General features: G+C 72.4%; 21 protein-coding genes and 3 tRNA genes. 12 read left to right on the forward strand and 12 right to left on the reverse strand.

All coding sequences use genetic code 11. The features are described 5' to 3' along the window. Nucleotides 1-19 precede the first annotated feature (19 nt). On the forward strand, nucleotides 20-1,912 hold the full coding sequence (gene dnaG / locus ACZ499_RS19695; protein WP_468412174.1) for a DNA primase: 1,893 nt from the start codon (nucleotides 20-22) through the stop codon (nucleotides 1,910-1,912). A 185-nt stretch (nucleotides 1,913-2,097) separates the two neighbouring features. Then, complete coding sequence (locus ACZ499_RS19700; RefSeq protein ID WP_468676538.1) at nucleotides 2,098-3,330, forward strand: RNA polymerase sigma factor; 1,233 nt, start codon at nucleotides 2,098-2,100, stop codon at nucleotides 3,328-3,330. A gap of 33 nt (nucleotides 3,331-3,363) precedes the next feature. Here the strand turns inward: ACZ499_RS19700 and ACZ499_RS19705 are convergent, their stop codons facing one another. The 4 genes from ACZ499_RS19705 to ACZ499_RS19720 form a co-directional block, all read right to left on the reverse strand. After that, the gene (locus ACZ499_RS19705) at nucleotides 3,364-5,295 is read right to left on the reverse strand and encodes an ABC transporter ATP-binding protein (protein ID WP_468676540.1); all 1,932 of its coding nucleotides are present in this window, start codon (nucleotides 5,293-5,295) and stop codon (nucleotides 3,364-3,366) included. After that, a complete protein-coding gene (locus ACZ499_RS19710; protein WP_468676824.1) occupies nucleotides 5,292-7,025 on the reverse strand; it encodes an ABC transporter ATP-binding protein in 1,734 nt (577 codons plus the stop codon). Before ACZ499_RS19710 ends, ACZ499_RS19705 begins: the two co-directional genes overlap by 4 nt. Nucleotides 7,026-7,242: 217 nt before the next feature. After that, a complete protein-coding gene (locus ACZ499_RS19715) occupies nucleotides 7,243-8,688 on the reverse strand; it encodes an FGGY family carbohydrate kinase (RefSeq protein WP_385542478.1) in 1,446 nt (481 codons plus the stop codon). Nucleotides 8,689-8,762: 74 nt separating this feature from the next. Continuing rightward, nucleotides 8,763-9,077, reverse strand: a complete 315-nt coding sequence (locus ACZ499_RS19720) for a YtxH domain-containing protein (protein ID WP_385542480.1) — start codon at nucleotides 9,075-9,077, stop codon at nucleotides 8,763-8,765. Nucleotides 9,078-9,271: 194 nt separating this feature from the next. On the opposite strand from ACZ499_RS19720, the gene ACZ499_RS19725 reads away from it, so the two are divergent. The 5 genes from ACZ499_RS19725 (at nucleotide 9,272) to ACZ499_RS19745 (ending at nucleotide 12,747) form a co-directional block, all read left to right on the forward strand. Then, a tRNA-Asn gene (locus tag ACZ499_RS19725) sits at nucleotides 9,272-9,344 on the forward strand. 5 nt (nucleotides 9,345-9,349) lie between these two features. Next, nucleotides 9,350-9,422: transfer RNA gene (locus tag ACZ499_RS19730), tRNA-Asn, on the forward strand. Nucleotides 9,423-9,587: 165 nt separating this feature from the next. After that, nucleotides 9,588-9,664: transfer RNA gene (locus ACZ499_RS19735), tRNA-Ile, on the forward strand. Nucleotides 9,665-10,361: 697 nt separating this feature from the next. Beyond that, complete coding sequence (locus tag ACZ499_RS19740) at nucleotides 10,362-11,111, forward strand: class I SAM-dependent methyltransferase (protein ID WP_385550365.1); 750 nt, start codon at nucleotides 10,362-10,364, stop codon at nucleotides 11,109-11,111. A 376-nt stretch (nucleotides 11,112-11,487) separates the two neighbouring features. Beyond that, nucleotides 11,488-12,747, forward strand: coding sequence for an MFS transporter (locus tag ACZ499_RS19745; protein ID WP_468676542.1), 1,260 nt, complete (start codon nucleotides 11,488-11,490; stop codon nucleotides 12,745-12,747). 176 nt (nucleotides 12,748-12,923) lie between these two features. On the opposite strand, the gene ACZ499_RS19750 is transcribed toward ACZ499_RS19745, so the two are convergent. The 3 genes from ACZ499_RS19750 to ACZ499_RS19760 all read right to left on the reverse strand — a co-directional run bounded on the left by ACZ499_RS19750 (nucleotide 12,924) and on the right by ACZ499_RS19760 (nucleotide 16,395). Then, nucleotides 12,924-14,279: a carboxyl transferase domain-containing protein gene (locus tag ACZ499_RS19750; RefSeq protein WP_468676544.1), complete on the reverse strand. Its 1,356-nt coding sequence runs from the start codon at nucleotides 14,277-14,279 to the stop codon at nucleotides 12,924-12,926. After that, complete coding sequence (locus tag ACZ499_RS19755; RefSeq protein WP_468676546.1) at nucleotides 14,272-15,702, reverse strand: acyl-CoA synthetase; 1,431 nt, start codon at nucleotides 15,700-15,702, stop codon at nucleotides 14,272-14,274. Before ACZ499_RS19755 ends, ACZ499_RS19750 begins: the two co-directional genes overlap by 8 nt. Before the next feature lie 69 nt (nucleotides 15,703-15,771). Further along, complete coding sequence (locus tag ACZ499_RS19760) at nucleotides 15,772-16,395, reverse strand: hypothetical protein (RefSeq protein WP_468676548.1); 624 nt, start codon at nucleotides 16,393-16,395, stop codon at nucleotides 15,772-15,774. A 69-nt stretch (nucleotides 16,396-16,464) separates the two neighbouring features. Between ACZ499_RS19760 and ACZ499_RS19765 the strand changes: the two genes are divergently transcribed. Continuing rightward, complete coding sequence (locus tag ACZ499_RS19765; RefSeq protein ID WP_468676549.1) at nucleotides 16,465-16,902, forward strand: Lrp/AsnC family transcriptional regulator; 438 nt, start codon at nucleotides 16,465-16,467, stop codon at nucleotides 16,900-16,902. Between the two features lie 86 nt (nucleotides 16,903-16,988). Here the strand turns inward: ACZ499_RS19765 and ACZ499_RS19770 are convergent, their stop codons facing one another. The 3 genes from ACZ499_RS19770 to ACZ499_RS19780 form a co-directional block, all read right to left on the reverse strand. Next, a complete protein-coding gene (locus tag ACZ499_RS19770) occupies nucleotides 16,989-18,545 on the reverse strand; it encodes a GAF domain-containing protein (RefSeq protein WP_468676827.1) in 1,557 nt (518 codons plus the stop codon). Nucleotides 18,546-18,609: 64 nt separating this feature from the next. Continuing rightward, on the reverse strand, nucleotides 18,610-19,647 hold the full coding sequence (locus ACZ499_RS19775) for a rod shape-determining protein (RefSeq protein WP_468676551.1): 1,038 nt from the start codon (nucleotides 19,645-19,647) through the stop codon (nucleotides 18,610-18,612). 465 nt (nucleotides 19,648-20,112) lie between these two features. Continuing rightward, nucleotides 20,113-20,694: a hypothetical protein gene (locus ACZ499_RS19780; RefSeq protein WP_468676553.1), complete on the reverse strand. Its 582-nt coding sequence runs from the start codon at nucleotides 20,692-20,694 to the stop codon at nucleotides 20,113-20,115. Nucleotides 20,695-20,839: 145 nt separating this feature from the next. Between ACZ499_RS19780 and ACZ499_RS19785 the strand changes: the two genes are divergently transcribed. Continuing rightward, a complete protein-coding gene (locus ACZ499_RS19785) occupies nucleotides 20,840-21,568 on the forward strand; it encodes an SCO2400 family protein (RefSeq protein ID WP_468676554.1) in 729 nt (242 codons plus the stop codon). A gap of 108 nt (nucleotides 21,569-21,676) precedes the next feature. Here the strand turns inward: ACZ499_RS19785 and ACZ499_RS19790 are convergent, their stop codons facing one another. Then, nucleotides 21,677-22,102 carry a MarR family winged helix-turn-helix transcriptional regulator gene (locus ACZ499_RS19790; protein ID WP_468676556.1) on the reverse strand — a complete coding sequence of 142 codons (426 nt, stop codon included), beginning with the start codon at nucleotides 22,100-22,102 and terminating at the stop codon, nucleotides 21,677-21,679. Nucleotides 22,103-22,214: 112 nt separating this feature from the next. Between ACZ499_RS19790 and ACZ499_RS19795 the strand changes: the two genes are divergently transcribed. The 3 genes from ACZ499_RS19795 (at nucleotide 22,215) to ACZ499_RS19805 (ending at nucleotide 24,733) form a co-directional block, all read left to right on the forward strand. Beyond that, entirely contained in the window at nucleotides 22,215-23,243 is a 1,029-nt protein-coding gene (locus ACZ499_RS19795; protein WP_371652571.1) for an NADP-dependent oxidoreductase, read from the forward strand. A gap of 128 nt (nucleotides 23,244-23,371) precedes the next feature. Beyond that, nucleotides 23,372-23,797, forward strand: coding sequence for an organic hydroperoxide resistance protein (locus tag ACZ499_RS19800; protein WP_468412197.1), 426 nt, complete (start codon nucleotides 23,372-23,374; stop codon nucleotides 23,795-23,797). 129 nt (nucleotides 23,798-23,926) lie between these two features. Continuing rightward, nucleotides 23,927-24,733, forward strand: a complete 807-nt coding sequence (locus ACZ499_RS19805; RefSeq protein ID WP_468676558.1) for an EI24 domain-containing protein — start codon at nucleotides 23,927-23,929, stop codon at nucleotides 24,731-24,733. Here ACZ499_RS19805 and ACZ499_RS19810 read toward each other — a convergent pair. Next, nucleotides 24,711-25,634, reverse strand: coding sequence for a LysR family transcriptional regulator (locus ACZ499_RS19810; RefSeq protein ID WP_468676560.1), 924 nt, complete (start codon nucleotides 25,632-25,634; stop codon nucleotides 24,711-24,713). The genes ACZ499_RS19805 and ACZ499_RS19810 overlap by 23 nt on opposite strands. Between the last annotated feature and the right edge of the window lie 19 nt (nucleotides 25,635-25,653).

The following is a 25,653-nucleotide window of genomic DNA, read 5'->3' on the forward strand; positions in this document are numbered from 1 at the left end:
CGCACCGTAGACTTCACCCGTGGCAGGCAGGATCAACGATGACGACGTGAAGGCGGTCCGGGACGCGGTCCCGATCGACGCCGTCGTGTCCGAGTACCTCCAGCTGCGCAACGCGGGCGGCGGCAACCTCAAGGGCCTCTGCCCGTTCCACGACGAGAAGTCCCCGTCCTTCCAGGTCAGCCCGAGCAAGGGTCTCTTCCACTGCTTCGGCTGCCAGGAAGGCGGCGACACGATCGCCTTCGTCCGGAAGATCGACCACCTGTCGTTCTCCGAGGCCGTCGAGCGCCTGGCCGCCACCGCGGGCATCACCCTGCGCTACGAGGAGGGCGGCTACAACCCCTCCCACCAGCGCGGTGAGCGCATCCGCCTGGTCGAGGCGCACAAGATCGCCGCGCAGTTCTACATCGAGCAGCTCGGCACCAGCCCCGAGGCCGAGATCGGCCGCAAGTTCCTCGCCGAGCGCGGCTTCGACCAGGCCGCCGCCGCCCACTTCGACGTCGGCTACAGCCCGGCGGGCTGGGACCACCTCACCCGCTTCCTGCGCGGCAAGGGCTTCAGCGACAAGGAGCTCACCCTCTCCGGGCTCTCCCAGGAGGGCCGCCGCGGCCCCATCGACCGCTTCCGCGGCCGGCTGATGTGGCCGATCCGCGACGTCTCGGGCGAAGTGGTCGGCTTCGGCGCCCGCAAGCTCCGCGACGACGACAACGGCCCCAAGTACCTCAACACCCCCGAGACGGCGATCTACAAGAAGTCGCAGGTCCTGTACGGGATCGACCTGGCCAAGAAGGACATCGCCAAGTCCAGCCGCGCGGTGGTCGTCGAGGGCTACACCGATGTGATGGCCTGTCACCTGGCCGGGGTCACCACCGCCATCGCCACCTGTGGCACGGCCTTCGGCGGCGACCACATCAAGATCCTGCGCAGGCTCCTGATGGACAACGGCTCGGCCCGCGTGATCTTCACCTTCGACGGCGACGCGGCGGGCCAGAAGGCCGCCCTGCGCGCCTTCGAGGACGACCAGAAGTTCGCCGCCGAGACCTACATCGCCATCGCCCCCGACGGCATGGACCCCTGCGACCTGCGGCTGGCCAAGGGCAACGAGGCGGTCGCGGACCTGGTCCAGCCCCGCACCCCGCTCTTCGAGTTCGCGATCCGCCAGATCGTGCAGCGGTACGACCTGGAGACCCCGGCCGGCCGCGCGGCCGCCCTCGACGAGGCCGCCCCGATCGTCGCCCGCATCAAGAACAGCGCCTCCCAGCACGAGGTGGCCGTCCAGCTGGCCGGCATCCTCGGCATCCTGGACACCCAGTTCGTGGTCAAGCGCGTGGGCCAGCTGGCCCGTTGGGCCCGCGACCGGGGCGGCAAGGGACCGGCCCCGGACCGCCGCCGCGGGTACGGGGAGGCGCAGGCCCCGTCCGCCGCCCCCTCCGGCCCCGCCCTGAACCTGCGCAGCCCCGCCCACCGCACCGAGCGCGAGCTCCTCAAGCTCGCCCTCCAGTACCCGCACCTGGTCTCCCCGGCCTTCGACGCGTACGGCGTGGACGAGTTCACAGCTCCTCCGTACGCGGCGGTGCGCCAGTGCGTCATGGACGCGGGCGGCGCCACGGACGCGCCCTCCGACTACCTCCCGGCGGTCATGGACTCGGCCCCCAACGACACAGTCCGCGCGCTCGTCACCGAGCTCGCCGTGGAGGCCATCCACGCACGCGTGGTCGACGAGGCGTACGCGGGCGAGCAGCTGGTCGCCGTCCGCCGCCGGGCCGTCGACCGCCGCCTCCTCGACATCCAGGGCACCCTGGCGCGCCTCGGGCAGAACGGCGACCCGGAGCGACTGGCCGCCGTACAGAACGAGTTGTGGGTCCTCCAGCAGTACGGCCAGGCGCTGCGCAACCGGGGATCCGAAGCCCTCTGAGGCCGTCGCGGGGCCCGTCCCGGGCGCCCCGGACCGCTTGCCCGACCCGCCCCGGGGTACCCGAACCCGTAACAGCGCGGCGCGAGCCACTGCCGCTCGGGTAACCGACCGGTCACGGACCGGCTTCAAAAAGTCACCGCACGCCCCTCGTGGCGGAGATGTGTCTTACCCCACACTGGGGTGCGGTGCCTGAGTCCTCGGAGCGCGGCCGGCCCACCGAAGGTGGGTACCTCACCCCCGCGGATCCGCTCATCGTGTACGGGACGGACAGCGGCCCGGCCGCCCCCGTCCCGCTGCCGCACGCCCCCGATCCGGCAGCGATCACCCTGGAGGTCGCCCCCGTGCAGACCCAGACCCTGACCGACAACGACGTCATGGCCACCGTGCCCCCGCAGACCCGGGCCGTGCTCCACCCCGAAGCCGAAGCGCCCGCCGTCGAGCTCGTCGACGACGTGGTGGACGTACCGGAGCCGCCCGAAAGGGTGCCCGGGCGGGCGGACACCGGCGGCCCGTCATCCGACCTCTTCCGGCAGTACCTGCGTGAGATCGGCCGTATCCCGCTGCTCACCGCCGTCGAGGAGGTCGAGCTCGCCCGCCGGGTGGAAGCCGGCCTGTTCGCCGAGGAGAAGCTCGGCAACACCCCGGACCCCGACTCCCAACTCGCCGTGGACCTCGACAAGTTGGTGGTCATGGGCCGGATGGCCAAACGCCGCCTGATCGAGGCGAACCTGCGCCTGGTCGTCTCCGTCGCCAAACGCTACGTCGGCCGTGGTCTCACCATGCTCGACCTGGTCCAGGAGGGAAACCTCGGACTGATCCGCGCGGTCGAGAAGTTCGACTACGCGCGCGGCTACAAGTTCTCCACGTACGCGACGTGGTGGATCCGCCAGGCCATGTCCCGTGCGCTGGCCGACCAGGCCCGTACGATCCGCGTCCCCGTCCATGTGGTGGAGCTGATCAACCGGGTCGTCCGGGTCCAGCGCCGGATGCTCCAGGAGCGCGGCTACGAGCCGACGCCGGAGGAAGTGGCCGCACAACTCGACCTGGCGCCCGAGCGCGTGAGCGAGGTGCTGCGGCTCGCCCAGGAGCCGGTCTCGCTGCACGCGCCGGTGGGCGAGGAGGACGACGTCGCGCTCGGCGACCTGATCGAGGACGGCGACGCGGCGTCCCCCGTGGAGTCCGCGGCCTTCCTCCTGCTGCGCGAACACCTGGAGGCGGTGCTGTCCACGCTGGGCGAGCGCGAGCGCAAGGTGGTCCAGCTGCGCTACGGGCTCGCGGACGGGCGCCCGCGCACGCTGGAGGAGATCGGCCGCATCTTCGGCGTCACGCGCGAGCGGATCCGCCAGATCGAGTCGAAGACGCTCAACAAGCTCCGCGACCACGCGTTCGCGGACCAGCTGCGCGGTTACCTGGACTGAGCAGGCGGGGCCGTCGACGGCCCCGCCCCACTGTCAGTCGACCTCTGCCACCGCCTGCGCGAACTGCGCCGCGTACAGCCGCGCGTACGCCCCGTCCGCCGCCAGCAGCTCGTCGTGCGTGCCCTGTTCGACGATGGACCCGTTCTCCATCACGAGGATGACGTCGGCGTCGCGAATCGTGGACAGCCGGTGCGCGATGACGAACGAGGTCCGCCCGTGGGCGAGCCGCGCCATCGCCTTCTGGATCAGCACCTCGGTCCGGGTGTCCACCGAACTCGTCGCCTCGTCCAGCACCAGGATCACCGGGTCGGACAGGAACGCCCGGGCGATGGTGATCAACTGCTTCTCGCCCGCGCTCACCCCCGTACCCTCGTCGTCGATCACCGTGTCGTAGCCGTCCGGCAGCGTCCGTACGAACCGGTCCGCGTGGGCGGCCCGCGCCGCCTCCTCGATCTCCTCGCGGGTGACCGGCCGCGACGCCCCGTACGCGATGTTGTCCGCGATGGTGCCGCCGAACAGCCAGGTGTCCTGGAGCACCATGCCGATGCCCGAGCGCAGCTCCTCGCGCGACATCCGGGCCGCGTCCACCCCGTCCAGGGTGATCCGCCCGTCCGTCACGTCGTAGAACCGCATCAGCAGGTTGACCAGCGTGGTCTTGCCCGCGCCGGTCGGGCCGACGATCGCGACCGTCTGGCCCGGCTCGACCTTCAGCGACAGGTCGTCGATGAGCGGCTTCTGCGGGTCGTAGCGGAACGCCACCTTCTCCAGCGTCACCGCGCCGCGCCGCTCCACCGGCCGCTCGGCCGACTTCGCGTCCGGCTCCGGCGCCTGCTCGTCCGCGTCGAGCAGCTCGAAGATCCGCTCGGCGGAGGCGACCCCCGACTGCACCAGGTTCGCCATCGAGGCGACCTGCGTGAGCGGCATCGAGAACTGCCGCGAGTACTGGATGAACGCCTGCACATCGCCGATCGACAGCGCGCCGGAGGCGACCCGCAGCCCGCCGACGACCGCGACCAGCACATAGTTCAGGTTCGAGATGAACATCATCAGCGGCTGCATCACACCGCTGTTGAACTGCGCCTTGAACCCGGCCTCGTACAGCGCCTCGTTCTGCTCGTCGAACTGCCGCGCCGACTCCTCCTGGCGCCCGAAGACCTTCACCAGGGTGTGCCCGGTGTACATCTCCTCCACGTGCGCGTTGAGCCGGCCCGTGGTCTTCCACTGCTGCACGAACTGCGGCTGCGACCGCTTGCCGATCTTCGTCGCGACGACCACCGACAGCGGTACGGTCGCCAGCGCCACCAGGGCGAGCAGCGGCGAGATCCAGAACATCATCGCGAGCACGCCGACGATGGTGAGAGCTGAGTTGATGAGCTGGCCCATCGTCTGCTGCATCGTCTGCGAGATGTTGTCGATGTCGTTGGTCGCGCGGCTGAGCACCTCGCCGCGCTTGGCGCGGTCGAAGTACGACAGCGGCAGCCGCGACAGCTTCGCCTGCACCTGCTCGCGCATCCGGAACACCGTGCGGTTGATCGCCCGGTTGGAGAGCCGGGTCGCCACCAGCATCATCAGCCCCGCGCCCACGTACACCGCGAGCGCGAAGAGCAGCACGCTGCCGACCGAGCCGAAGTCGATGCCGTGGCCGGGGGTGAAGTCCACCCCGGAGAGCATGTCGGCGAGAGAGCCGTCGCCCTTCTCGCGCAGCCGGTCGAGGGCCTGCTCCTTGGTCGTCCCGTCCGGCATCTGCCGGCCGACGACGCCCGCGAAGACCAGGTCGGTCGCCTTGCCGAGGATCTTCGGCCCGACCACCGACAGCGCCACGCTGAGCACCGCGGCGACGACCATCACGTAGAGCGTGCCCTTCTCCGGCGCGAGTTGCCGCAGCAGCCGCTTCGAGGAGCCCTTGAAGTCCATCGAGCGTTTGCCGTCGCCCTGGCCCATCATCCGGGCCATGTTTCCGCTCATGCCGCCTCGGCCTCCGTCAGCTGGGAGAGCACGATCTCCCGGTACGTCTCGTTCTGGGCCATCAGTTCGTGGTGGCGGCCGGTGCCGACGACCCGGCCCTCGTCCAGGACGACGATCCGGTCGGCGTCGCGGATCGTGGAGACCCGCTGGGCAACGATCACGACGGTCGCCTCGCGCGTCTCGTGCAGCAGCGCCGCCCGCAGGGCCGCGTCCGTCGCGTAGTCGAGCGCCGAGAACGAGTCGTCGAAGAGGTAGATCTCCGGGCGCTGCACCAGGGTCCGCGCGATCGCGAGCCGCTGGCGCTGGCCGCCGGAGACGTTGGTGCCGCCCTGAGCGATCGGCGCGTTGAGCCCGCCCTCCAGCTCGGAGACGAACTCCTTGGCCTGGGCGACCTCCAGGGCGTGCCACAGGTCGTCGTCGGTGGCGTCGGGATTGCCGTAGCGCAGATTGGTGGCGACCGTCCCGGAGAACAGATACGGCTTCTGCGGCACCATCGACACGGTCTTGGCGAGCAGTACGGGATCGATTCCGCGCACGTCCTCGCCGTCGACCAGGACCGTGCCGTCCGTCACGTCGAACAGCCGCGGTACGAGCCCGAGCAGCGTCGACTTGCCGCTGCCCGTCGACCCGATGATCGCGGTGGTCTCGCCGGGGCGGGCCACCAGGTCCACCCCGTTCAGGACGGACTCCTCGGCGCCCGGGTAGGTGAAGTCGGCGCCGCGGACCTCCAGATGGCCGCTGCGGCGCAGCTCGCGCACCGGCGAGAGCGGCGGGACCACACTGGTGTCGGTGGAGAGGACTTCCTCGATGCGCTCGGCGCAGACCTCGGCGCGCGGCACCATCATGAACATGAACGTGGCCATCATCACGGCCATCACGATCTGCATCAGATACGTGAGGAACGCGGTGAGCTGGCCGATCTGCAGGGAGCCGCTGTCGATCCGGTGGGCGCCGAACCACACCACGGCCACGGAGGAGACGTTGACCACCGTCATGACCGTGGGGAACATCAGCGCCATCAGCCGGCCGGTGCCCAGGGAGACGTCCGTCAGCTCGGTGTTGGCGCCCTTGAAGCGGTTCTTCTCGTAGTCGTCCTTCACGAACGCCCTGATCACACGGTTGCCGGTGATCTGCTCGCGCAGCACGCGGTTCACCGTGTCCAGGCGGGTCTGCATGGTGCGGAACAGCGGCCGCATCTTGCGCACGATCAGCGAGACGCAGATGCCCAGCACCGGCACCACGGCGAGCAGCACCGCCGACAGCGGCACGTCCTGGCCGAGCGCCATGATGATGCCGCCGAAGCACATGATGGGCGCGGACACCATCAGCGTGAACGACATCAGCGTCAGCATCTGGACCTGCTGCACGTCGTTGGTGGTCCGGGTGATCAGGGTCGGCGCCCCGAAGTGGCCCACCTCGCGCGCGGAGAACGACTGGACGCGCCCGAAGACGGCCGCCCGCATGTCCCGGCCCACGGCGGACGCGGTGCGTGCGCCGAAGTAGACGGCGCCGACGTTGCAGACCACCTGGACCAGGCTGACGGCGATCATGATGCCGCCGAACTCCAGGATGTAGCCGGTGTCCCCGCTGACGACACCGTTGTCGATGATGTCGGCGTTCAGGGTCGGCAGATAGAGGGTCGCGCAGGTCTGGAGCAGCTGCAGCAGCACCAGGAGCGCGATCGGTTTCTTGTACGGAACCAGATGGGTCCGCAGGAGTCGTATGAGCACGTGGAGGCTCTCCGGGTCGGCAAGATCGAGGGGTTCGACCCCCATCTTGCGACACTCCACCCCTGGAACCTCAAGCGATTAAGCCAAGGGCGAGTCAAAAGGATGAGTCAAGGGCGGACCTCCGGCGTAGTCAAGACAACACGCCGGATATCACCCCGTACGGCTGATTCTCCGCCTCCGCTGACCGGAAGCGCCGCCTCAGGTTCCTGTGTCGAACTCAGGCTCCCGTGTCGAACGCGCCCGGGTGGATCTCGTCGCGCGTCGCGATGTACTGCTGGCGCACCGCCTGCCCCACGGGCAGCTCCTCGCCCGGCTCGAAGACCTGCGCGGCCGCGCCCTGCCAGGCCGGCGGGGTGTGCGCGGCGAGGGTGCCCTGCGAGACGCCGAGCGCCCAGGCCGCCTGCCGGGCCGCGCCGAGCGCCGCGTACTCGGCGGGCTGCGGCACGACCACCTGCGTGCCCAGGATCGCGGGCGCCGCCGCCTGCACGGCGGGCAGTTCGGCCGCCGCCCCGAGCAGGAAGACCCGCCGCACCTCGACCCCGCGCAGCCGCAGCACGTCGAGGGCGTCCGCCAGCGAGCAGAGCATGCCCTCGAAGGCGGCCCGCGCCAGGTGCTCGGGCTTCATCGACTCGCGCCGCAGCCCCGCCAGCGTGCCGGCCGCGTGCGGCAGCCTGGGCGTGCGCTCGCCCTCCAGATACGGCAGCAGAACGAGCCCGCAGGCGCCCGGAGTGGACTTCAGCGCAAGGGCGGAGAGCTCCTCCAGACTCTCGGTGCCGAGCATCTCCGCCGTGCCGCGCAGCGTCCGTACCGCGTTGCTCGTATGCACGACCGGCAGATGGCGGCCGGTGGCGTCGGCGAACGACGTAATCATCCCGGCCGGGTCGGCCAGCGCCTCGTGGTGCACGGCCATGACGGAACCCGACGCCCCGAGCGAGACGACCGCGTCGCCGGGCCCGACACCGAGCCCGAACGCGGCGGCCATCGTCTCGCCGGTGCCGGCCGAGATCAGCAGTCCCTCGGGGGTGGTCCCGGCCGCGTCGGAGGGGCCGAGCACCTCGGGGAGCGCGACGTGGTGGCCGAGCGCGAGCTCGACGAGGTCGGGGCGGTAGAAGCCGGTCGCGGCCGACCAGTAGCCGGTGCCGGAGGCGGCGCCCCGGTCGGTGGTGCGGCGGGCCGGACGGCCGAGCAGCTGCCACACCAGCCAGTCGTGCGCCTGCACGATCGCGGCGGTGCGCTGGGCGGACTCCGGTTCGGTACGGGCCAGCCAGCGCAGCTTCGCCACGGCCTGGGCGGCCTGCGGCACAGAGCCGACGGCCTTGGCCCACGCCTCGCGCCCGCCGAGCGCGTCGGTCAGATCCGCCGCACCGGCCTGGGCGCGCTTGTCGTTGCCGGTCAGCGCCGCCCGTACGAGAGCGCCCTGCCCGTCGAGTGCGATCAGCGCGTGCTGCTGGGCGGCCACGCCGATGGCCTGCACGCCTTCGAGCAGCCCGCCCGCCGCGGCCTCGCCGAGCGAGAGCAGCCAGGCCTGCGGATCGACCTCGGTGGCCTTCGGGTCGACGGGATGCGGGGCGTACCCCTGCCGCAGCACGGCACCGGTGTCGGTGTCGCAGACGACGATGCGTGTGAAGGCGGAAGAGCTGTCCAGCCCGGCGACTATCCCCATGCGCACGATTCTGCATCACGCCGGGGGCCACCGGGGCCCCGCGGCGGTCAGGTCTTGCCGGCGGGCGGCGTCCGTCAGGTGTTGCTGGTGCCCCAGTCGTCCTCGGCGGAGCCCTGGCCGCGCTCGCGCAGCGCCCGCACCCGCTTGGCGACCGACTCCGGCACGCCGTCCCCGACCTTCTCGGACACCTTCTCGCTCACCGCGTGGAACGCCTTGCCCGCGTACGCGCGGCCGTTCTGCGCGGCCGACTCCGCGGTGTTGCGGACCGCCGGGTTCTGGGCGACCTGCCGGGCGGACTTCTTCAGCTGCTCGTACCGCTCGCGTCCGGCCCGGGTCCCGAGCACGTACCCGACGACGAGTCCGACGGCGAACGTGAGCCGGTAGCGCATGGCGGTCACCCTTCTGTGGCGTCTGTCTGACGTCGCTGTGGCGTCGTGTGCTGCGCCTACCCGCGCAGCCCCGTGATCACCCGGGGCGGAACCGATTGGCGGAGCACCCCCCTGCTTGCGCTAATGTATGTGTCGCAGCGAGCGCACGCCGCCCGGGGACACTCGGGGTAGGTACGTTCGATGCAACGAGACATTCCCCTGTAGCTCAATTGGCAGAGCAGCCGGCTGTTAACCGGCAGGTTACTGGTTCGAGTCCAGTCGGGGGAGCTCGGTCTCCTGTAGCTCAATTGGCAGAGCAGCCGGCTGTTAACCGGCAGGTTACTGGTTCGAGTCCAGTCGGGAGAGCAGTGAAAAAGGACCCCTTGAGGGTCCTTTTTCATGCCCGGGGGAACCGGGCGGGCCGCGACGGGGTCCTGGTGGTCGTGCGTTGCCGACCATCCGAGGCAGGAGATCGTATGAGCGGCTATGCTGCGGCAGACGGCGCGCACAAATGTGCGCGACGCGCCGTTAGGGGCGGTAGCTCAGCCGGTTAGAGCAGCGGACTCATAATCCGTCGGTCGTGGGTTCGAGTCCCACCCGCCCCACCAAGAGGTGTTCCTGCAGGAACGTTTCAGACAGGCGCGACCAGGATGCCCCCGGGGGCGTCGTACTCCACGTACGACACACCGGGGGCATCGTGGCACCCACCCGGTCGGAGTGACGGCGGAGGGGGCCGGGCGGGGGAGCGGGAGGCGCGGCCGGTGTGGGGCGCTCGGGATCGGGGGCTTTCTTCGAGGGCCCGGGGCCCGGGGTTCTGGGCTTTTGGGCGCATTTCCCGTAATTGCGATACGCCGTGGTGCGCCGCGCTGTCTCTCGGGCGCCGTTAATTCTCGATTCCGGGTTCGTGCGCGTGTATGTGTACGTGTACGTGTACGGGAGAGATGGGCCGGGAGTGAATTGAATTCCCCCGCATTCCGATCCTGCCCCGGGGGCGGCGGCCGCCCGGGGTGACGCCCGTCGGCGCGGCGGGGCCGTGGCTGCGGGTGGGCGTGGGGGCCTGGGGGCGTGGCTGGGCCGGTGGGGCGCGGGCGGCGTGGCTGCGGCCGGGGGCATCGGCGGGCCGCGCCGGGGCGGCCTCCTCGGCCCCGTGGCGCATTTCCTTCGCCTCTTTCGTTGAATTGTCAAGCCCTGTGTTCAACCGCGGAGTTCCCGCGATTGAACGTCTGATCAGCCGCCCGGGCTTGTCCGGAGGTGATTCGGTCCGGGAGATTGACCGCATCACGAATCGCAAAGGGGAGGCACCTGGTGAGCACGGAAGAACCGCAGGGCGGCGAGGTCTACACGGCGGGCAGTGCCAACTTCGATCCGCTGTACGCGGGGAAGGTGCGGACGGAGGGCCTGGGCATGAAGTTCGACTTCGCGCCCTGGAACATCCCCGAGCCGCAGCCGGTCGTGGTGGCCCTGGAGGCGTCCGGCGCGTTCCGTGGGAAGGTGCTGGACGCGGGGTGCGGCACCGGACAGAACTCGCTGCACCTGACGAGCCGCGGCCACCGCGTCACCGGCCTCGACTTCTCGCCCTCCGCGATCGAGCAGGCGCAGGAGCGGGCGCGTGAGCGCGGGGCCGATGTGACGTTCGCCGTGTCGGACGCGACCGCCTTCGAGGGCGTCGAGGGCGGCTACGAGACGGTCCTCGACTACGGGCTCTACCACGTCCTCACCGACGAGCAGCGGCGCAAGTACGCGGCCGCGCTGCACCGGGTGACCGCGCCGGGCGCCCGGCTGCACCTGTTCGCCTTCGCGGAGTCCGAGCTGGTCGGGTTGCCGCCGCAGCAGCTGCGTGTCAGCAAGGACAACTTCCGCGTCAACCTGGAGGGCACGTGGCGCATCCTCGCGATCGAGGACAGCCTGTGCACGACCAACCACACGCGTGAGTACTTCGAGAAGCAGCGGGCCGAGACGGGGGGGACGCTGCCGTTCGACCCGAACGCGTTCGATGTCGACGCGAAGGGGCGCATCGTCTACCCGATGTCGTATGTGCACGCGGAGCGGATCTGACGGGTGATCCCCCCACCCCGCCCCTTCCCTGAACCCTCCGGGGGTGGGTGGGGGTGAGGGTGGTTTTCCCGGGGGCTGCGCCCCCGGACCCCCGGGCGGGGCTGCGCCCCTGCACCCCCTGCACCCCGCTTACGGGGGCTCCGCCCCCGGTACCCCCGCCTGGTGTGGGTGGGTTACGTTCGCTGTGCCCCGCCCCCCGCTTTCGGGGCTCCGCCCCGGACCCCGCTCCTCAAACGCCGGAGGGGCTGGATGTGCGGGCCCGCTCCTTGCACGCCGGAGGCGCTGGAGTTGCCTGAGGGGCGCGGGGAACTGCGCGACCGGCCACACACACAACCCGCAGCCGAATCGCGCCCCACGGCACCGGTTAGCATCCCCCGTGACCCCCGATACCAGCTCCCCGCCCAGACCACGAATACTCGCCGACCTCACCCCCCTGCGCAGCTCCCCGGACTACCGCCGCCTCTGGTTCGGGAACACCATCTCCTGGGTGGGGCAGGGCATGACCGCCCTGGCGATCTCGCTTCAGGTGTACGACATCACCGGGTCCAGCTTCAGCGTGGGGCTCGTGGGGCTGTTCTCCCTCGTGCCGCTGATGGTGTTCGGGCTGTACGGCGGTGCGATCGCGGACACCGTGGACCGGCGCAAGCTCGGGCTGGCCAGTTCGTCCGGGTCCGCCGTGCTCTCGGCGGGGCTCGCCGCCGCCGCGATCGCCGGGTTCGCGCACGTGTGGTTCCTGTACGGGATCGTCGCGCTGCAGTCCGTGTGCGCCGCGCTCAACGGGCCCGCGCGGTCCTCCATGATTCCCCGGCTGCTGCCTCCCGACCAGCTCCCCGCCGCCAACGCGCTGAACTCGATCACCATGACCTCGGGGACGCTGCTCGGCCCGATGCTGGGCGGGCTGATCGTCGGGTTCGCCGGGTACCAGTCGGCGTACCTCATCGACGCCGTCACCTTCGCCGCCTCCCTGTACGCGATGTGGCGGCTGCCCTCGATGCTGCCCGACCGGGACCGTACGGCCGCCAAGCGGGCCTCCGTCCTCGACGGGTTCCGCTTCCTCGCCACCCGGCCGAACCTCCGAATGACGTTCTTCTCCGACTTCTGCGCCATGATCCTGGCGCACCCCCGCGCGCTGTTCCCGGCCGTCGCCGCGCTCTGGTACGGCGGTGACGCCCGTACCACCGGGCTCCTGGTCGCCGCGCCCGCGCTCGGGGCGCTGCTCGGCGGGGTGTTCTCTGGGTGGCTGGCCCGCATCCACCGGCACGGGCTCGCGATCCTGCTGGCCGTCGGCGCGTGGGGCGCCGCGATCGCCGTGTTCGGGCTGACGCGCAACCTCTGGCTGGGGCTGCTCTTCCTCGCCCTCGCCGGGTGCGCCGACACCGTGTCCATGGTGTTCCGCAACACCATGCTCCAGGTCGCCGCGCCGGACGAGATGCGCGGGCGGCTGCAGGGCGTCTTCATCGTCGTCGTCGCCGGTGGGCCCCGGCTCGGGGACTTCCTCGCGGGCACCACCGCCGACCTCGCCTCGCCCACGGTCGCCGTCACCGGCGGCGGCCTCGCGTGCGTGCTCGCGGTGACACTGCTCGGCGTCACCCGCCGCCGTTTCGCGCGGTACGACTCCCGCAACCCGGAGGCGTAACCGGAGGGGCTGAAATGTGGCCGGGCCCGTTCTGTCTTCAGGGGCGCGGGGCTGTGTGGATATGCGGCTCCACCGCGTGGGCGCGATCAGCCCCCACCGGCCCGCAGACGAACCGTGGGTCCGGGGGCCGCAGCCCCCGGAGCCCCGGCCTCGACCCCCACCCACCCCCGGAGGGTTTAGGGAAGGGGCGGGGTGGGGGAGACCACCCCCCGGGCCACCCCCAGCCGTACCAGGTCCTGCGGACGCACCCCCAGCTGATCCGCCGTGCCCCGCACTTCCCCCGGCCCCCGCTTCAAGATCGCCGCCGCCAACTCGGGCGCGATCACCGAGAAGTAGCTGTCCGGCGTCACCCAGGTGCGGCCGGGGGACGCCAGCGCCAGGGCTCCGCCCGAGCCGCCCTCGCCGATCACCAGCGTCGTCACCGGCACCCCCACCCCCGCCACCGCCGCGAAGCAGTCCGCGACGGCCGCGCCCTGGCCCGCGCGTTCCGCCGCCGCGTCGTTCGCCGCGCCCGGGGTGTCGACCAGGGTGAGGACGGGGACGCCGAGGCGGTCGGCGAGGCGGAGGAGGCGGGCGGCGGTGCGGTAGCCCGCCGGGTGCGTCGGGGTGCCGGCCTGGGCCGCGTACGCGACCGTACGCCCGGCCCGCTCCCCGAACCCGCACAGCATCCCCGTATCCACACCCCCGCATCGGTCCCCGCTCAACGGGAGGCGGAAAGTGAAGTACGCGTCCAGGTACGCCGATGCCCGTGGGCGGGAACGCGCGCGTGCCTGTTCCACCGCCTCCCACCCCGTCCCCGGCAGCCCCGTCCCCCCGAGCGCCGAAGGTACGTCGGCCGGGGCCACCGGGCCGCCCGGGGTTCCGGCGGAGAGCAGCCCCAGCCACCTCCCCAGCACCCCGCGCAGCTCCGCCACCGGCACCAGCGCGTCCACCGCCCCGGCCGCCAGCTGGCCCTCCGCCGCGTACGCCGCCGGATCTGCGTCGGCGGGCCGTACCCGCGAACCCGCGAAGCCCACCTGCGCCCCGGGCAGCGCCAGGACCACGTCCGCGCCCGCCCCGAGCGTGGCCCAGCCGCCGCCCGTCGTCGGGTCGCGCAGGACCGCGATCTGGGGCAGCCCGGCCGACCGCAGCAGGGTGGACTGGCGGGCCACCCGCTGGAGTTGGGTGAGCGCGACCATGCCCTCCTGCATCCGGCTGCCGCCGGTCGCGATCAGCGAGACCAGCGGCAGCCGCCGCTCCCGCGCCGCCCGGTAGGCGGCCTCCAGGCGGTCCCCCGTACGTTCGCCCAACGAGCCGCCCAGGAAGCCGAATTCGAAGGAGAGGAGGATGCAGGTCCGTCCCTCTACCGTCGCCTGGCCGTAGATCACCGATTCCTGTTCGCCCGTGCGCTCCCTCGCGCGCGCCCGCGACGCCTCGTACCCCTCCCAGCCGAGTGGCCCCTCCACCGTCGTCTCCCGCTCGGGCGCGTGCAGCTCGGTGAAGTCCGAAGTCGCCGCCCCGACGGCCGCCCTCGCGCTCAGCCGGTCAGCCATTGCCGTTCCCCAGCGCCCGCTTCATGATCTTGCCCATGTCGTTGCGCGGCAGCGTCTCCAGGAAGCGGACCGTACGCGGCCGTTTGTGCGGGGAGAGCTGGGCGGCCACGTGTCCGGCCAACTCCTCGGCCGTGGGCGGGGACTGGGGGTCGGCCGGGACCACCCACGCCACGATCCGCTCCCCGAGATCCGCGTCCGGCTCACCGGTGACGGCCACCTCGCGCACCCCGGGGTGGTCGAGCAGCGCGTTCTCGATCTCACCCGCCCCGATCTTGTACCCGCCGCTCTTGATCAGGTCCGTCGCCCTGCGGCCGACGATCCGTACGTATCCGTCGCCGTCCAGGCTCGCCATGTCGCCGGTACGGAACCAGCCGTCCTCGGTGAACGCGGCGGCTGTGGCGTCCGGCCGGTTGAGATAGCCGCTGAAGAGGTTCGGGCCGCGCACCTGGATCTCGCCGATGCCGTCCGACTCGTCCGCCAGTCGCAGTTCCACGCCCGGCAGCGGCACCCCGACCGTGCCGGGTCGCGGCTCGCCGTCCACCCGTACGCTCGTGTTCATCAGCGTCTCGGTCATCCCGTACCGCTCGATCACCGTACGGCCGGTCGCCGCCCCAATCCGCCGGTGGTCGTGGACGGGCAGCGCCGCCGAACCCGACACAAGGAGCCGCGCACCGGCCAGCGCCTTCGCCAACTCCCGGTCGGTGTCCAGGGATTCGGCGATGCGGTGGTACATCGTCGGCACCCCGAAGAGCATCGTCGCGCCCGTCGACAGCTCACGGGCCACGCCCTCCACCGAGAACCTGCCCAGATGCCGGACCGAGCCGCCGCGCCGCAGCGGGCCGAGGACGCCGAGGATCAGGCCGTGGACGTGGAAGAGCGGCAGGGCGTGTACGAGGACGTCGTCGGGCGTCCACGCCCAGACCTCCGCCAGCGCGTCGAGCGTGCCGGCGACGGCCCGGCGGGGGAGTACGGCGCCCTTGGGCGGGCCGGTGGTGCCGGAGGTGTAGACGATGAGGGCGGGGGACTCTGCGTCTTCGGGCTCGGCGGTCGGAAGATCCGCCGCCGATCCTGCCTCCGTGACCACGTCGATCCTGGTCAGCGCCGCCAGCGCGGGCGGCAGTGGTTCGCCGGGGGCGGCGAGGACGGCCGTGGGCGCGCTGTCCGTCAGGATGTGCGCCAGCTCGCGCTCGCCCGTCTTGGGGTTCAGCGGTACGGCGGGCACCCCGGCCAGCAGCGCCGCGACCACCCCGACGGCCGTCTCCAGGGTCGGGGTCGCCCAGACGGCGACGCGGCCCGCCCCGGCGATCCGGCCTGCCAGGGCGCCCGCCGCCCGGGCCAGTTCGGCGTAGGTGAGGGCGTGCTCGCCGAACCGAAGGGCTTCCTTCCGGTCGGCGGTCCGCAGCGCGGGAAAGAGAGGGGACACGGAAAGGGCTCCTCGCAGTCGACGGCACCGGCCCTGAAGGGCCATCGGAAACCCTACGCGGCACCGCGATCAAGGCAGCGGCAGCGCCACCTTGACGGCGTACAGCGCGACCAGCCCGTAGCCGAGCCGGAACGTCCACATCCGGGCCGCGTCGGAGATCCGCGCCCCGGCGAACCCGCTCGCCGCGACGAGCAGTTGCTGCCACACGAAGGACGCGGCGAACACGGCCGAGACGAACACGGCCCCGCTGCCGCCGCCGTGGAGGGTGCTGCCCTGGGCGGTGGTGAGGGCGGTGAAGTAGAGGGCGGTGGTGGGGTTGACGAGAGTGAGGGCGGCGAAGCGGGCGAACGTACGGGCGGGCCCCCGGGCCGGGGGCCCGGGTGCCGGGTCGCCCGCCACAGGTCTGCGCGACCCCCACAGCCCCCGCCCCGCGATCCCCACCAGCACGGCCGCCGCCACCAGCCGCACCCACGCCTCCACCCCCGTCAGCGTCGACGCCACCCACGGGCCCAGCGCCGTCGCCGCCGCCGCGTACGCCAGGTCGACCACCGCCACCGCCGACGCCGCCGCGACCGCCCCGCGCCGGTCGCGCATGCCCTCCTGGACGAGCAGCACCCCGACCGCGCCCACGGGTATCGCCACGCCCAGGCCCGCCGCCGCACCCGCCACCGCCGTCGTCCACATCTCGCTCATGGGGGTACTGTCCGGCCACGCCCGCCCGGTACGCGGCCGAATACCGGTCCGGGCTGCGACAATCGCGGTATGGACCGCCTCGACAGAGAAATCCTCGGCGTACTGCGGGAGGACGCGCGGATCTCGTACCGCGACCTCGGTACGAAGGTCGGGCTCAGCGCGAACGCCGCCGCCGACCGGGTGCGGCGGATGCGCCGCGACGGCGTCATCCGGGGCTTCACGGTCCTGGTCGACCCGACGGCCGACGCCGGGCCCGGGCTCGTCGTCTTCATCGACGTCACCCTGCGCCTGGACACGACGAACGAGGAGTTCGAGAAGGTCGCCCTGAAGCTGCCGGGCATCACGGAGGTCGTGCACGTCACGGGCGAGCACGACTATCTCGTACGGGCCAGGGCGGCCGACCCGGCGGCGCTCGACGGGCTGCTGCGCCGGCTGAAACGGGACGCGGGGGTGGCACGCTCGGACACGAGGATCGCCCTGCGGGCTGCCCAGAGCCGCACCCTCTAGGGGCGCGGGGAACTGCGCGACCAGCCCCCACCGGCCCGCAGCCGCCGACGCACATCCACCGCCCCCTACAGAGGCGCCTCCCACATCTACAGAGGCGCCTCCCACACCGTGGCCCCGCCCCCCTCCCCGTCATCCGTGACGGTGAGCCGCACACCGGGACGCCCGTCCGGCAGGACGACGGTCGCATCGACGACGACCGCGACGGACGAAACCCCGGGACGGCGATGCGCGGCAGCCAACGCGGTGCGCAGGGCCGACAACAGCCGCCCGGCGACGGCGTCGCACAAAACGGCATCCACCGCCCCCGCGAACACCACCGACGGCCGGAACCCGAGCAGCGCCCCCGCGCCGTCCGTCTCGCGCAGCACCCGGCCCCGTACGGTCGTCGGCGCGTCGGCGGGCGGCTGCTGGAGGGCGAAGATGGCGGTGCGGACCTCCTGGATCGTGGAGTCCAGCTCGTCCACGGCCCGGGTGAGCAGCTCGTCCGTGTCGTCGCCGGAGGCCTTCGCGGCGCGCCGGCGCGTCGACTCCAGCATCATCTCGGTCGCGAACAGCCGCTGGACGACCAGATCGTGGAGGTCGCGGGCGATCCGGTCGCGGTCCTCGTACACCGCGAGCCGCTCCCGGTTGTGCTGCGCGTCCGCGAGGACGAGCGCGAGCGCGGCCTGCGAGGCGAACTGCGCGGCCAGCAGCCGCTCCACCGCCGTGTACGGCTCGGCCCCGCGGCGCCGGGGGAGCGCGAGCGTACCGATGAGCTTGCCGCCGCTCTGCAGCGGCAGCATCATGCTCGGCCCGAAGCGGGTCCGTACATGCGTGGTCATCCGGGGGTCGGTCGCCGAGTCCTCGATGAACACCGGCTCCCCGCCGAGCAGCTGGACCAGCACCGGCGAGCCGGGCGCGATGGTCGTCCCCACGATGTCGCCCGGGTCGTCCGGCGCGGAGGCGGCGACGATCTCCATCCCGCCCTCCTCGGTGGGCTGGAGCACCACCCCGGCCGCCGCGTCCGCGAGCAGCCGGGCCCGCTCGGCGACCGTCATCAGCGCGTCCGCCGCCGTGTCGCCGGTCAGCAGCGAGGTGGTGACGGCGGCGGCGCCCTCGATCCACCGCTCGCGGCGCCGGGCCGTCTCGTACAGCCGGGAATTGCCGATCGCGATCCCCGCCTGCGAGGCGAGCACCCGCAGCAGCGCCAGATCCTCCTCGGTGAACGCTCCGCCGCGCTTCTCGGTGAGGTAGAGGCTGCCGAACACCTCGGTGTGTACGCGGATGGGCACGCCCAGGAACGAGCGCATCGGCGGGTGGCCGGGCGGCACGCCCGACGAGCGCGGGTCGGTGGTGAGATCGGCGAGCCGCAGCGGCCGCGGGTCCTGGACGAGCGCGCCGAGCAGCCCGGTGTGCCCGTCCGGGAGCGCCCCGATCCGCTCCCGCTCGGCGTCGGTGAGCCCGGCCGTGAACAGGTCGGTGAGCCGGCCGCGCTCGGGGTCGACGACGCCGAGCGCCCCGTACCGGGCGCCGGTCAGCTCGGCCGCGGTGTCCACGATGTGCTGGAGGGTGGTGTGCAGTTCGAGCTCGGAGCCGACGCCGAGGACGGCTTCGAGCAGGACGGGCAGCGGTGTCCCGGTCCCGGATCCGACGTCCGCGCGCACCGCGCCCCTGCTGCCTTCACGCAGCACCTCACCCGACACCTCACCCGGCACCTCACCCGACACCTCACTCCGCGAGCGGGTCGAGGACCATCGACTCGATCGTGCCGTCCAGCATCGCGCCGAGGCCCAGGATGGCGCAGACGTCCGGGCGTTCGGCGATGGCCACGGGCATGCCGGTCGCCTTGCGCAGCATCTGGTCCAGGCCCGGCAGCAGGGCGCTTCCGCCGACCATCATGATCCCCCGGTCCGCGAGGTCCGCGACCAGGTCAGGGGGGCAGTCGCGCAGGACCTTGCCGATGCCGTCGAGGACGGCGGTCAGTGGGGTGTGGATCGCGTCGCGGACGGCCGCGGTGTCGACCTGGACCGAGCGGGCGAGGCCGGTGGCGACGTCCCGGCCGTGGATCTCGGTGGAGGCGGGGCCGTGCGAGGTCAGCCCGTTGCCGCTGAGGGCGAGCTGGAGGGGGCGCACGGACTGGCTCGGCAGCATCAGCTCGTGCTGGTGGCGCAGGTGCTGGATGACGGCGTGGTCGATCGCGTCGCCGCCCACCGGGATCCGCTGGGCGGTGACGATCGCGCCGAGTGAGAGCACCGCGATCTGGGTCGTGGCCGCCCCGCACACCATGATCATGGTGGCGGTCGGCTGCTCGACCGGGAGCCCGCAGCCGACGGCCGCCGCGATCAGGGTGTCGACCAGCTCGACCCGGCGGGCGCCGAGCCCCACCAGGGTCTCGACGGTGGCGCGCTGGGCGAGCGGGTCGGCCTCGTGCGGGGTGCAGGCGGCGGCCCGCAGCCCCGGCTTGCGGCGCAGCTGGCGCCGCAGCTTCTCGCCGACCAGATGCCGCAGCATGCGCTGGGCCATCTCGATGTCGACGACGGTGCCGCCGGTCACGGGCCGGGCGACGCGGATGTAGTCGGGCGTACGGCCGGTCATCCTCTCGGCGAACGCGCCGACGGCGATCAGCGCGCCGGTACGGGTGTTGATGGCCGCGACGCTGGGCTCGTCCACGACGAGTCCCAGGCCCTTGACGAATACGCGCGTCCTCGCGGCGCCGAGGTCGACGGCTACGTGGCAACGGCGCAACTGCTCCAGACTGACGGTCACGGCATCCTCCCGAGTGGCGGTCCTTGATCGGATCGTCCGTTCCCCGCGGTCGCCGCGCGCGCTGGGCTGGGCCGGTCGGGCGTCGGCTGACTGAGTGCCAGTTGCCCCGGAGGCGGGGCTGATCGGGGGACAATGTGTTCGGCTTCGGCGTGCCTGCGGGTGTTGGGGGGTGCGGGCGTGGTCGCGGGTCTGATTTCGGCTGCGGGCCGTCGTGGGCCGGTCGCTCCCCCAGGTTCTCGGCTTCGCTCGAACAGGGGGGACCCTCATCGCGGCGGAGCCGCACGTGTCACAGCCCCGCGCCCCTGAGGGGCGGAACCGAGCCGCGTTCTTGGGTGCCGGTGGATTACCTGAGGGGCGCGGGGAACTGCGCGACCAGCCAGCACGGTCCGCAGCCGAGATCTTCGGGGTGCGTGGGGAGCGGTGCGAGCGGCTCCAGACGGTCCGCAGCCGACAGACGCGCCCCGGTTACACCTCCCGCACCGCCGGCCGCAGGCCCTGCAGCAGCCCCCAGGAGAACTCCGCCACGCACTTCTCGCCGTCCGGCGCCGTCAGCTCCAGTTGCCAGCGGGTGGGGGCGCTGCCCTCCATCGGGCGGGCCGGGGGGAAGGCGCGGGCCGCCTCGTCGACCGTGCAGGACCACGGGCGCAGGTCCGCCGCCGTCCCCAGTACGGGGCCGGGCTCGCCGGGGGCCCGGACCAGCCACTCGTTCCACACCGTCCCGTCCGGCCCGGCCAGCACCTCGAACCGCAGCGTCGGCCACAGCGGCACCGGCCACAGCCGGGCCTCGCACTCCAGGTCGCCGACCTTGCGCCGGGCCACCGTCTCGGGCGCGCCGAGCACCGACCGGTAGCGCGCGGCGGCACCCCGGGAGCGTGGCGAGCGGGCCATCGCCTGCCAGCGGCGGTTGGCCTCCCGCATCTGTGCCATGGACACCCCCAGCTCGCGGCGGGCGTCGTCGACCAGCTCCGGCTGGTGGTCGGCCATCCGCCGCAGCAGGACGAGTTGGAAGTCGAGCGGGCCGAAAACGTGGGGCTGCGCGTCCGTCATGACCCCATCCTGCCCGGCCCCACCGACATCGCACCGAACGCCCGACTTCGTGCCACCGACACGCCCTGGAAGGAGGGCTTCCACACAAGATCCACACATTCCCGGCCCCAATTGTCGACCGCTACCCGCATAGCCTCCGTTGGCCATGGATTACTGCCACGCCTGCCGACGGCACCTCAACGGCGCACTGGCCTGCGCCGGATGCGGCACCCCCGCGGAGGAACTGCGGCAGCCAGAAGTCATCGACCTCGGGGTCTACGAGTCCGCCGCATCCGGTGCGGACCCGGCTCCCGCCGGTCACCGCCGCGCGCGCCGCGAGCCGCCCCGGGCCCGACCGCGCCGCCGCGCCCGCAAGCGGCGCGGCCGCCTCGTGCTGTTCGGCTCGGCGGGTGTCGTCCTCGCGGCCGGCGCGCTGGGTATCGCACAGCTCGCCATCGAGCCGCCGCCGGACGACCGCGGCGCCGCCACCTCCGTACACGAGGAGGAGCAGATCTCGCAGGAGACGGACGCGCCGGCCCCTGACGCGAGCGATGTGGGCGGCCCCGAGCGGCCGAGCGCGGTGCCCGCGGGGAACGGTCACGGCAAGAGCCACCCGAACCCGGGCGGTACGCGCCCCGGCCCGGGCGGCACCGGCAGCGGAACCGGGACCGGAACCGGGACCGGCGGCGCCCCGGCCCCGGGCGGCTCGCACCCGGCCACCGGCCCGACCAGCGGGCCGAGCGCCCCGGCCCCCACGCCCACGGGCCCGGACGGCTCCCCGCTCCCGTCGACGTCACCCCAGCCGTCCACCTCGGACGCACCGCCACCACCGGCGCCGCCCCCCACGCCGACCCCGACGCAGACGTGCAACCGCTTCCTCTGGTGGTGCCTGTAGTCAGCTGTGGGCCGGTGGGGGCTGGTCGCTCCCCCAGGTTCTCGGCTTCGCTCGAACAGGGGGGACCCTCATCGCGGCGGAGCCGCACATGTCACAGCCCCGCGCCCCTCAGGGGGTGCCCAGCATCCGCTTCAGCAGATCCCGCAGCACCGTCCGCTCCTCCGCCGACAGCTCCGCCAGCGGCTCGCGGGCGAAGTCCAGGGAGTCGCGGAGCCGCGCCGCGGTCGCCAGCCCCTCCTCCGTCGGCGCCGCCAGCTTCACCCGGCGGTCGGCCGGGTCGGGGCGACGCTCGACGAGGCCGCGGGCTTCCAGGCGGTCGATGATCCCCGTGACGTTCGACGGCTCGCACTTCAGCTTCCGCGCGATCTTGCGCATCGGCACCGGTTCCAGCGAGAGCAGCCCGAGCACGCGCGCCTGCGCGCCGGTGAGCGCGTGCTCGGCGGCGGCCCGCTCGTACTCCTCGTGGTAGCGCGACACCACCGAGCCGATGAGGTCGACGACTTCGAGGGTGAGGGCATCCATACGCGTGGCCATGGAACCAGCGTAACGAGTTACTTGACAATCTCAAATATCCAGGAGCATGGTTGTTTCAGTACCTGAAGTAATCCGCCGGACCCGGCGACCGCACCGCAGGAGGACGCACCCCATGTCCGCACCGTCCGCACTCCCCGCCACCAGCCGTGAATGGCACCTCGTCGCCCGCCCGCACGGCTGGCCGGTCCCGGCCGACTTCGCGCTCCGCGAGGTCCCGGTCGCCGCGCCCGCCGAGGGCCGGATCCTGGTCCGCAACCTCTTCATGTCCGTCGACCCGTATATGCGCGGCCGTATGAACGACGTGAAGTCGTACATCCCGCCGTTCCAGCTCGACAAGCCCATGGACGGCGGCGCGGTGGGCGAGGTCGTGGCCTCCGGTGACGAGCGCTTCGCCGTCGGCGACCATGTGCTGCACGGGCTCGGCTGGCGCGAGTACGCCGACCTGGACGCCAAGCACGCCACCAAGGTCGACGCCTCGCTGGCCCCGCTCTCCGCGTACCTCGGCGTGCTCGGTATGACGGGCCTGACCGCGTACGCGGGACTCTTCGACGTCGCCTCCTTCAAGGAGGGCGACGCGGTCTTCGTCTCCGGCGCGGCCGGCGCGGTCGGCAGCCAGGTCGGCCAGCTGGCCCGTCTCAAGGGCGCCTCGCGGGTGATCGGCTCGGCCGGCTCCGACGAGAAGGTGAAGTGGCTGGTGGAGGAGCTGGGCTTCGACGCCGCCTTCAACTACAAGAACGGCCCGGTCCGCGACCAGCTGCGCGCGGCCGCCCCGGACGGCATCGACGTCTACTTCGACAACGTCGGCGGCGAGCACCTGGAAGCGGCTATCTCCTCGCTGAACGTGCACGGCCGCGCCACCATCTGCGGCATGATCGCGGGCTACAACGACACCGAGCCGACCCCGGGCCCGCGCAACATGGCCATGATCATCGGCAAGCGGCTGCGGCTCCAGGGTGTCCTCGTCGGCGACCACGCGGCGCTCCAGCCGCAGTTCGTCCAGGAGGTGGCCGGCTGGATCGCCTCCGGTGAGCTGAAGTACGGCGAGACGGTCGTTGCGGGCATCGAGAACGGCGCGGACGCCTTCCTCGGCATGCTCCGGGGCGAGAACACCGGAAAGATGGTCGTCTCGCTGGGCGAGTGACCCCGCCCGCGTGACCTCTGCCACTCCTGAAGACCTTATCGGATGACTTCCGCCATCCGATAAGGTCTTTCCACATCCCGGCTGTCGTGGGCGCGAGCGGCCGGGAACGAGCAGGAGGAGCCCCCAGCATGTCCATCCAGCAGTCCGACGTTCTGTACACCGCCGTCGCCGCCGCCGAGAACGGCCGGGACGGCCGGGTCGCCACCGACGACGGTCGGCTCGACGTGGTCGTGAACCCGCCGAAGGCGATGGGCGGCAGCGGCGCGGGCACCAACCCGGAGCAGCTGTTCGCGGCCGGTTTCAGCGCCTGCTTCCAGGGCGCCCTCGGTGTGGTGGCGCGCCAGGAGAACGCCGACATATCCGGCTCGACGGTCACCGCCGAGGTCGGCATCGGCAAGAACGACGACGGCTTCGGCATCATCGTCAAGATCTCCGCGGCCATTCCGAACGTGGACGCGGCCACCGCGCGCGACCTCGTCGAGAAGGCGCACCAGGTGTGCCCGTACTCGAAGGCCACGCGCGGCAACATCACGGTCGACCTCGCGGTCGCCTGACGTCCCTGCGGTCGCCCGGCGTCCGTACGAAGGGCCGCACCCGGCACGGCGGGGTGCGGCCCTTCGCCGCGTTCCGGAGCGGGGAACTCCTGTACGAGAGGGGCGGTTACCGGCCGATAGAGTTCGGCCATGCGTGATCTCGGGGCGGGCTTCGGTTATCTGGTCAAAGGGCAGCGATGGGTCACCGGCCACGGCCGGTCCCTGGGGATCGGACTGCTGCCCGGCCTGGTCACCCTGGTCCTGTACGCGGCGGCGCTGACCGGGCTCGCCTACGGGGCGGACGACTTCGCCGGCTGGGCGACCCCGTTCGCAGACGGCTGGTCCTCGCCGTGGCTGAGCCTGTTCCGGGGCTTCCTGACGGCGCTGGTCTTCGCGATGGGCCTGTTCCTGGCGGTGATCACCTTCACCGCGGTGACGCTCCTGGTCGGCCAGCCCTTCTACGAGAAGCTGTCCGAGGACGTCGACCGCGCGGAGAGCGGCGGCGAGGCGCCGGAGTCCGGCCTGCCGCTCTGGCGCGAGCTGTGGATCTCCGCCCGTGACTCCGTACGCGTCCTGACGCGCGTCGTCCTGTACGGCGTCCTCCTCTTCGCCCTCGGCTTCGTGCCGGTGGTCGGCCAGACGGTGGTCCCCGCGATCGGCTTCTGCGTCTCCGGCTTCTTCCTCACCGAGGAGCTGACGGCGGTGGCGCTCCAGCGCCGGCGAGTGGAACTGGCGGACCGCCTCGCCCTGCTGCGCACGCGCCGCCTGCTCGTCCTCGGCTTCGGCGTCCCGCTGACGCTGGCGTTCCTGGTGCCGTTCGTGGCGGTGTTCCTGATGCCGGGGGCGGTGGCGGGGGCGACGCTGATGGTGCGGGACCTGCTCGACGAGACGGCGACGGAACCTCAGCTGGAGCCCGAAACGGCCGGACCGACCCTTACGGGCGGCCCGACGGGATGATCTGCCGCGCCGTGGCCCGGAGTTCGGCGAGGAAGGCGGCCACGGCCGGGGAGTCGGCGCGGCCGTGCGGGGTCGCCGCGTAGACCGCGCGGTGCGGTACGTCATCCGGGTGTACGGGGACGAGCGCGATGTCGGCGCGGACCGAGTCCGCGGCGAGGGCGGGCAGCAGGGTCACGCCGAGCCCGGCCGCGACGAAGCCCTGCTTGGCGATCCAGTCCCGTACGACGAGAGTCGTACGGGGCCGGAACCCGCCTTCAAGGACCGGCCGCATCAACGTGTCCTCCGGCCGCGTGCTGCCCGCGACCCACTCCTCGTCGGCGAGCTCGGCCAGCCGCAGCCGCCTCCGCCCCGCCAGGGGATGGTCCGGCGGCATCGCCACGAACATCGGCTCGTCGAGCAGATGCCGCAGGGCGCAGCCGTCGAGGGCGCGCCCGGCGGTGGCGCTGACCACGGCGATGTCCAGCTCCCCGGCGGCGAGCAGCCCGAGGTGCTTGACGGAGGGCCCCTCGGTACGGGCGAGGACCACCCCGGGATGGCGGCGCCGGAACGCGGCGAGGGTGCGGGGGAGCAGCGCGGCGTCGGCGGTCGAGAACGCCCCGACGCGCAGCAGCCCGCCGTCGAGCGTGCGCAGCGCGGCGAGCTCGGCGCGGGCGGCGGCGAGTCGGTCCCGTACCGCCTCGGCGTGCGGCACCAGCACCCGCCCGGCCTCGGTGAGCCGCACCCCCCGGGCCAGCCGGTCGAAGAGCACGCTCCCCAACTCGTCCTCCAGCGCCTGGACTTGCCGCGAGACGGCGGACTGGGTGTAGCCGAGGGCCTGTGCGGCGGCGGTGAAGGAGCCGTCGGAGGCGACGCGGAGGAAGACGTCGTAGAGGCTGTGGGTAGTGGTATGCGGAGAGCTCATGGCTGCCATGCTAGACATT

It is taken from the genome of Streptomyces sp. NPDC031265, assembly GCF_055570295.1.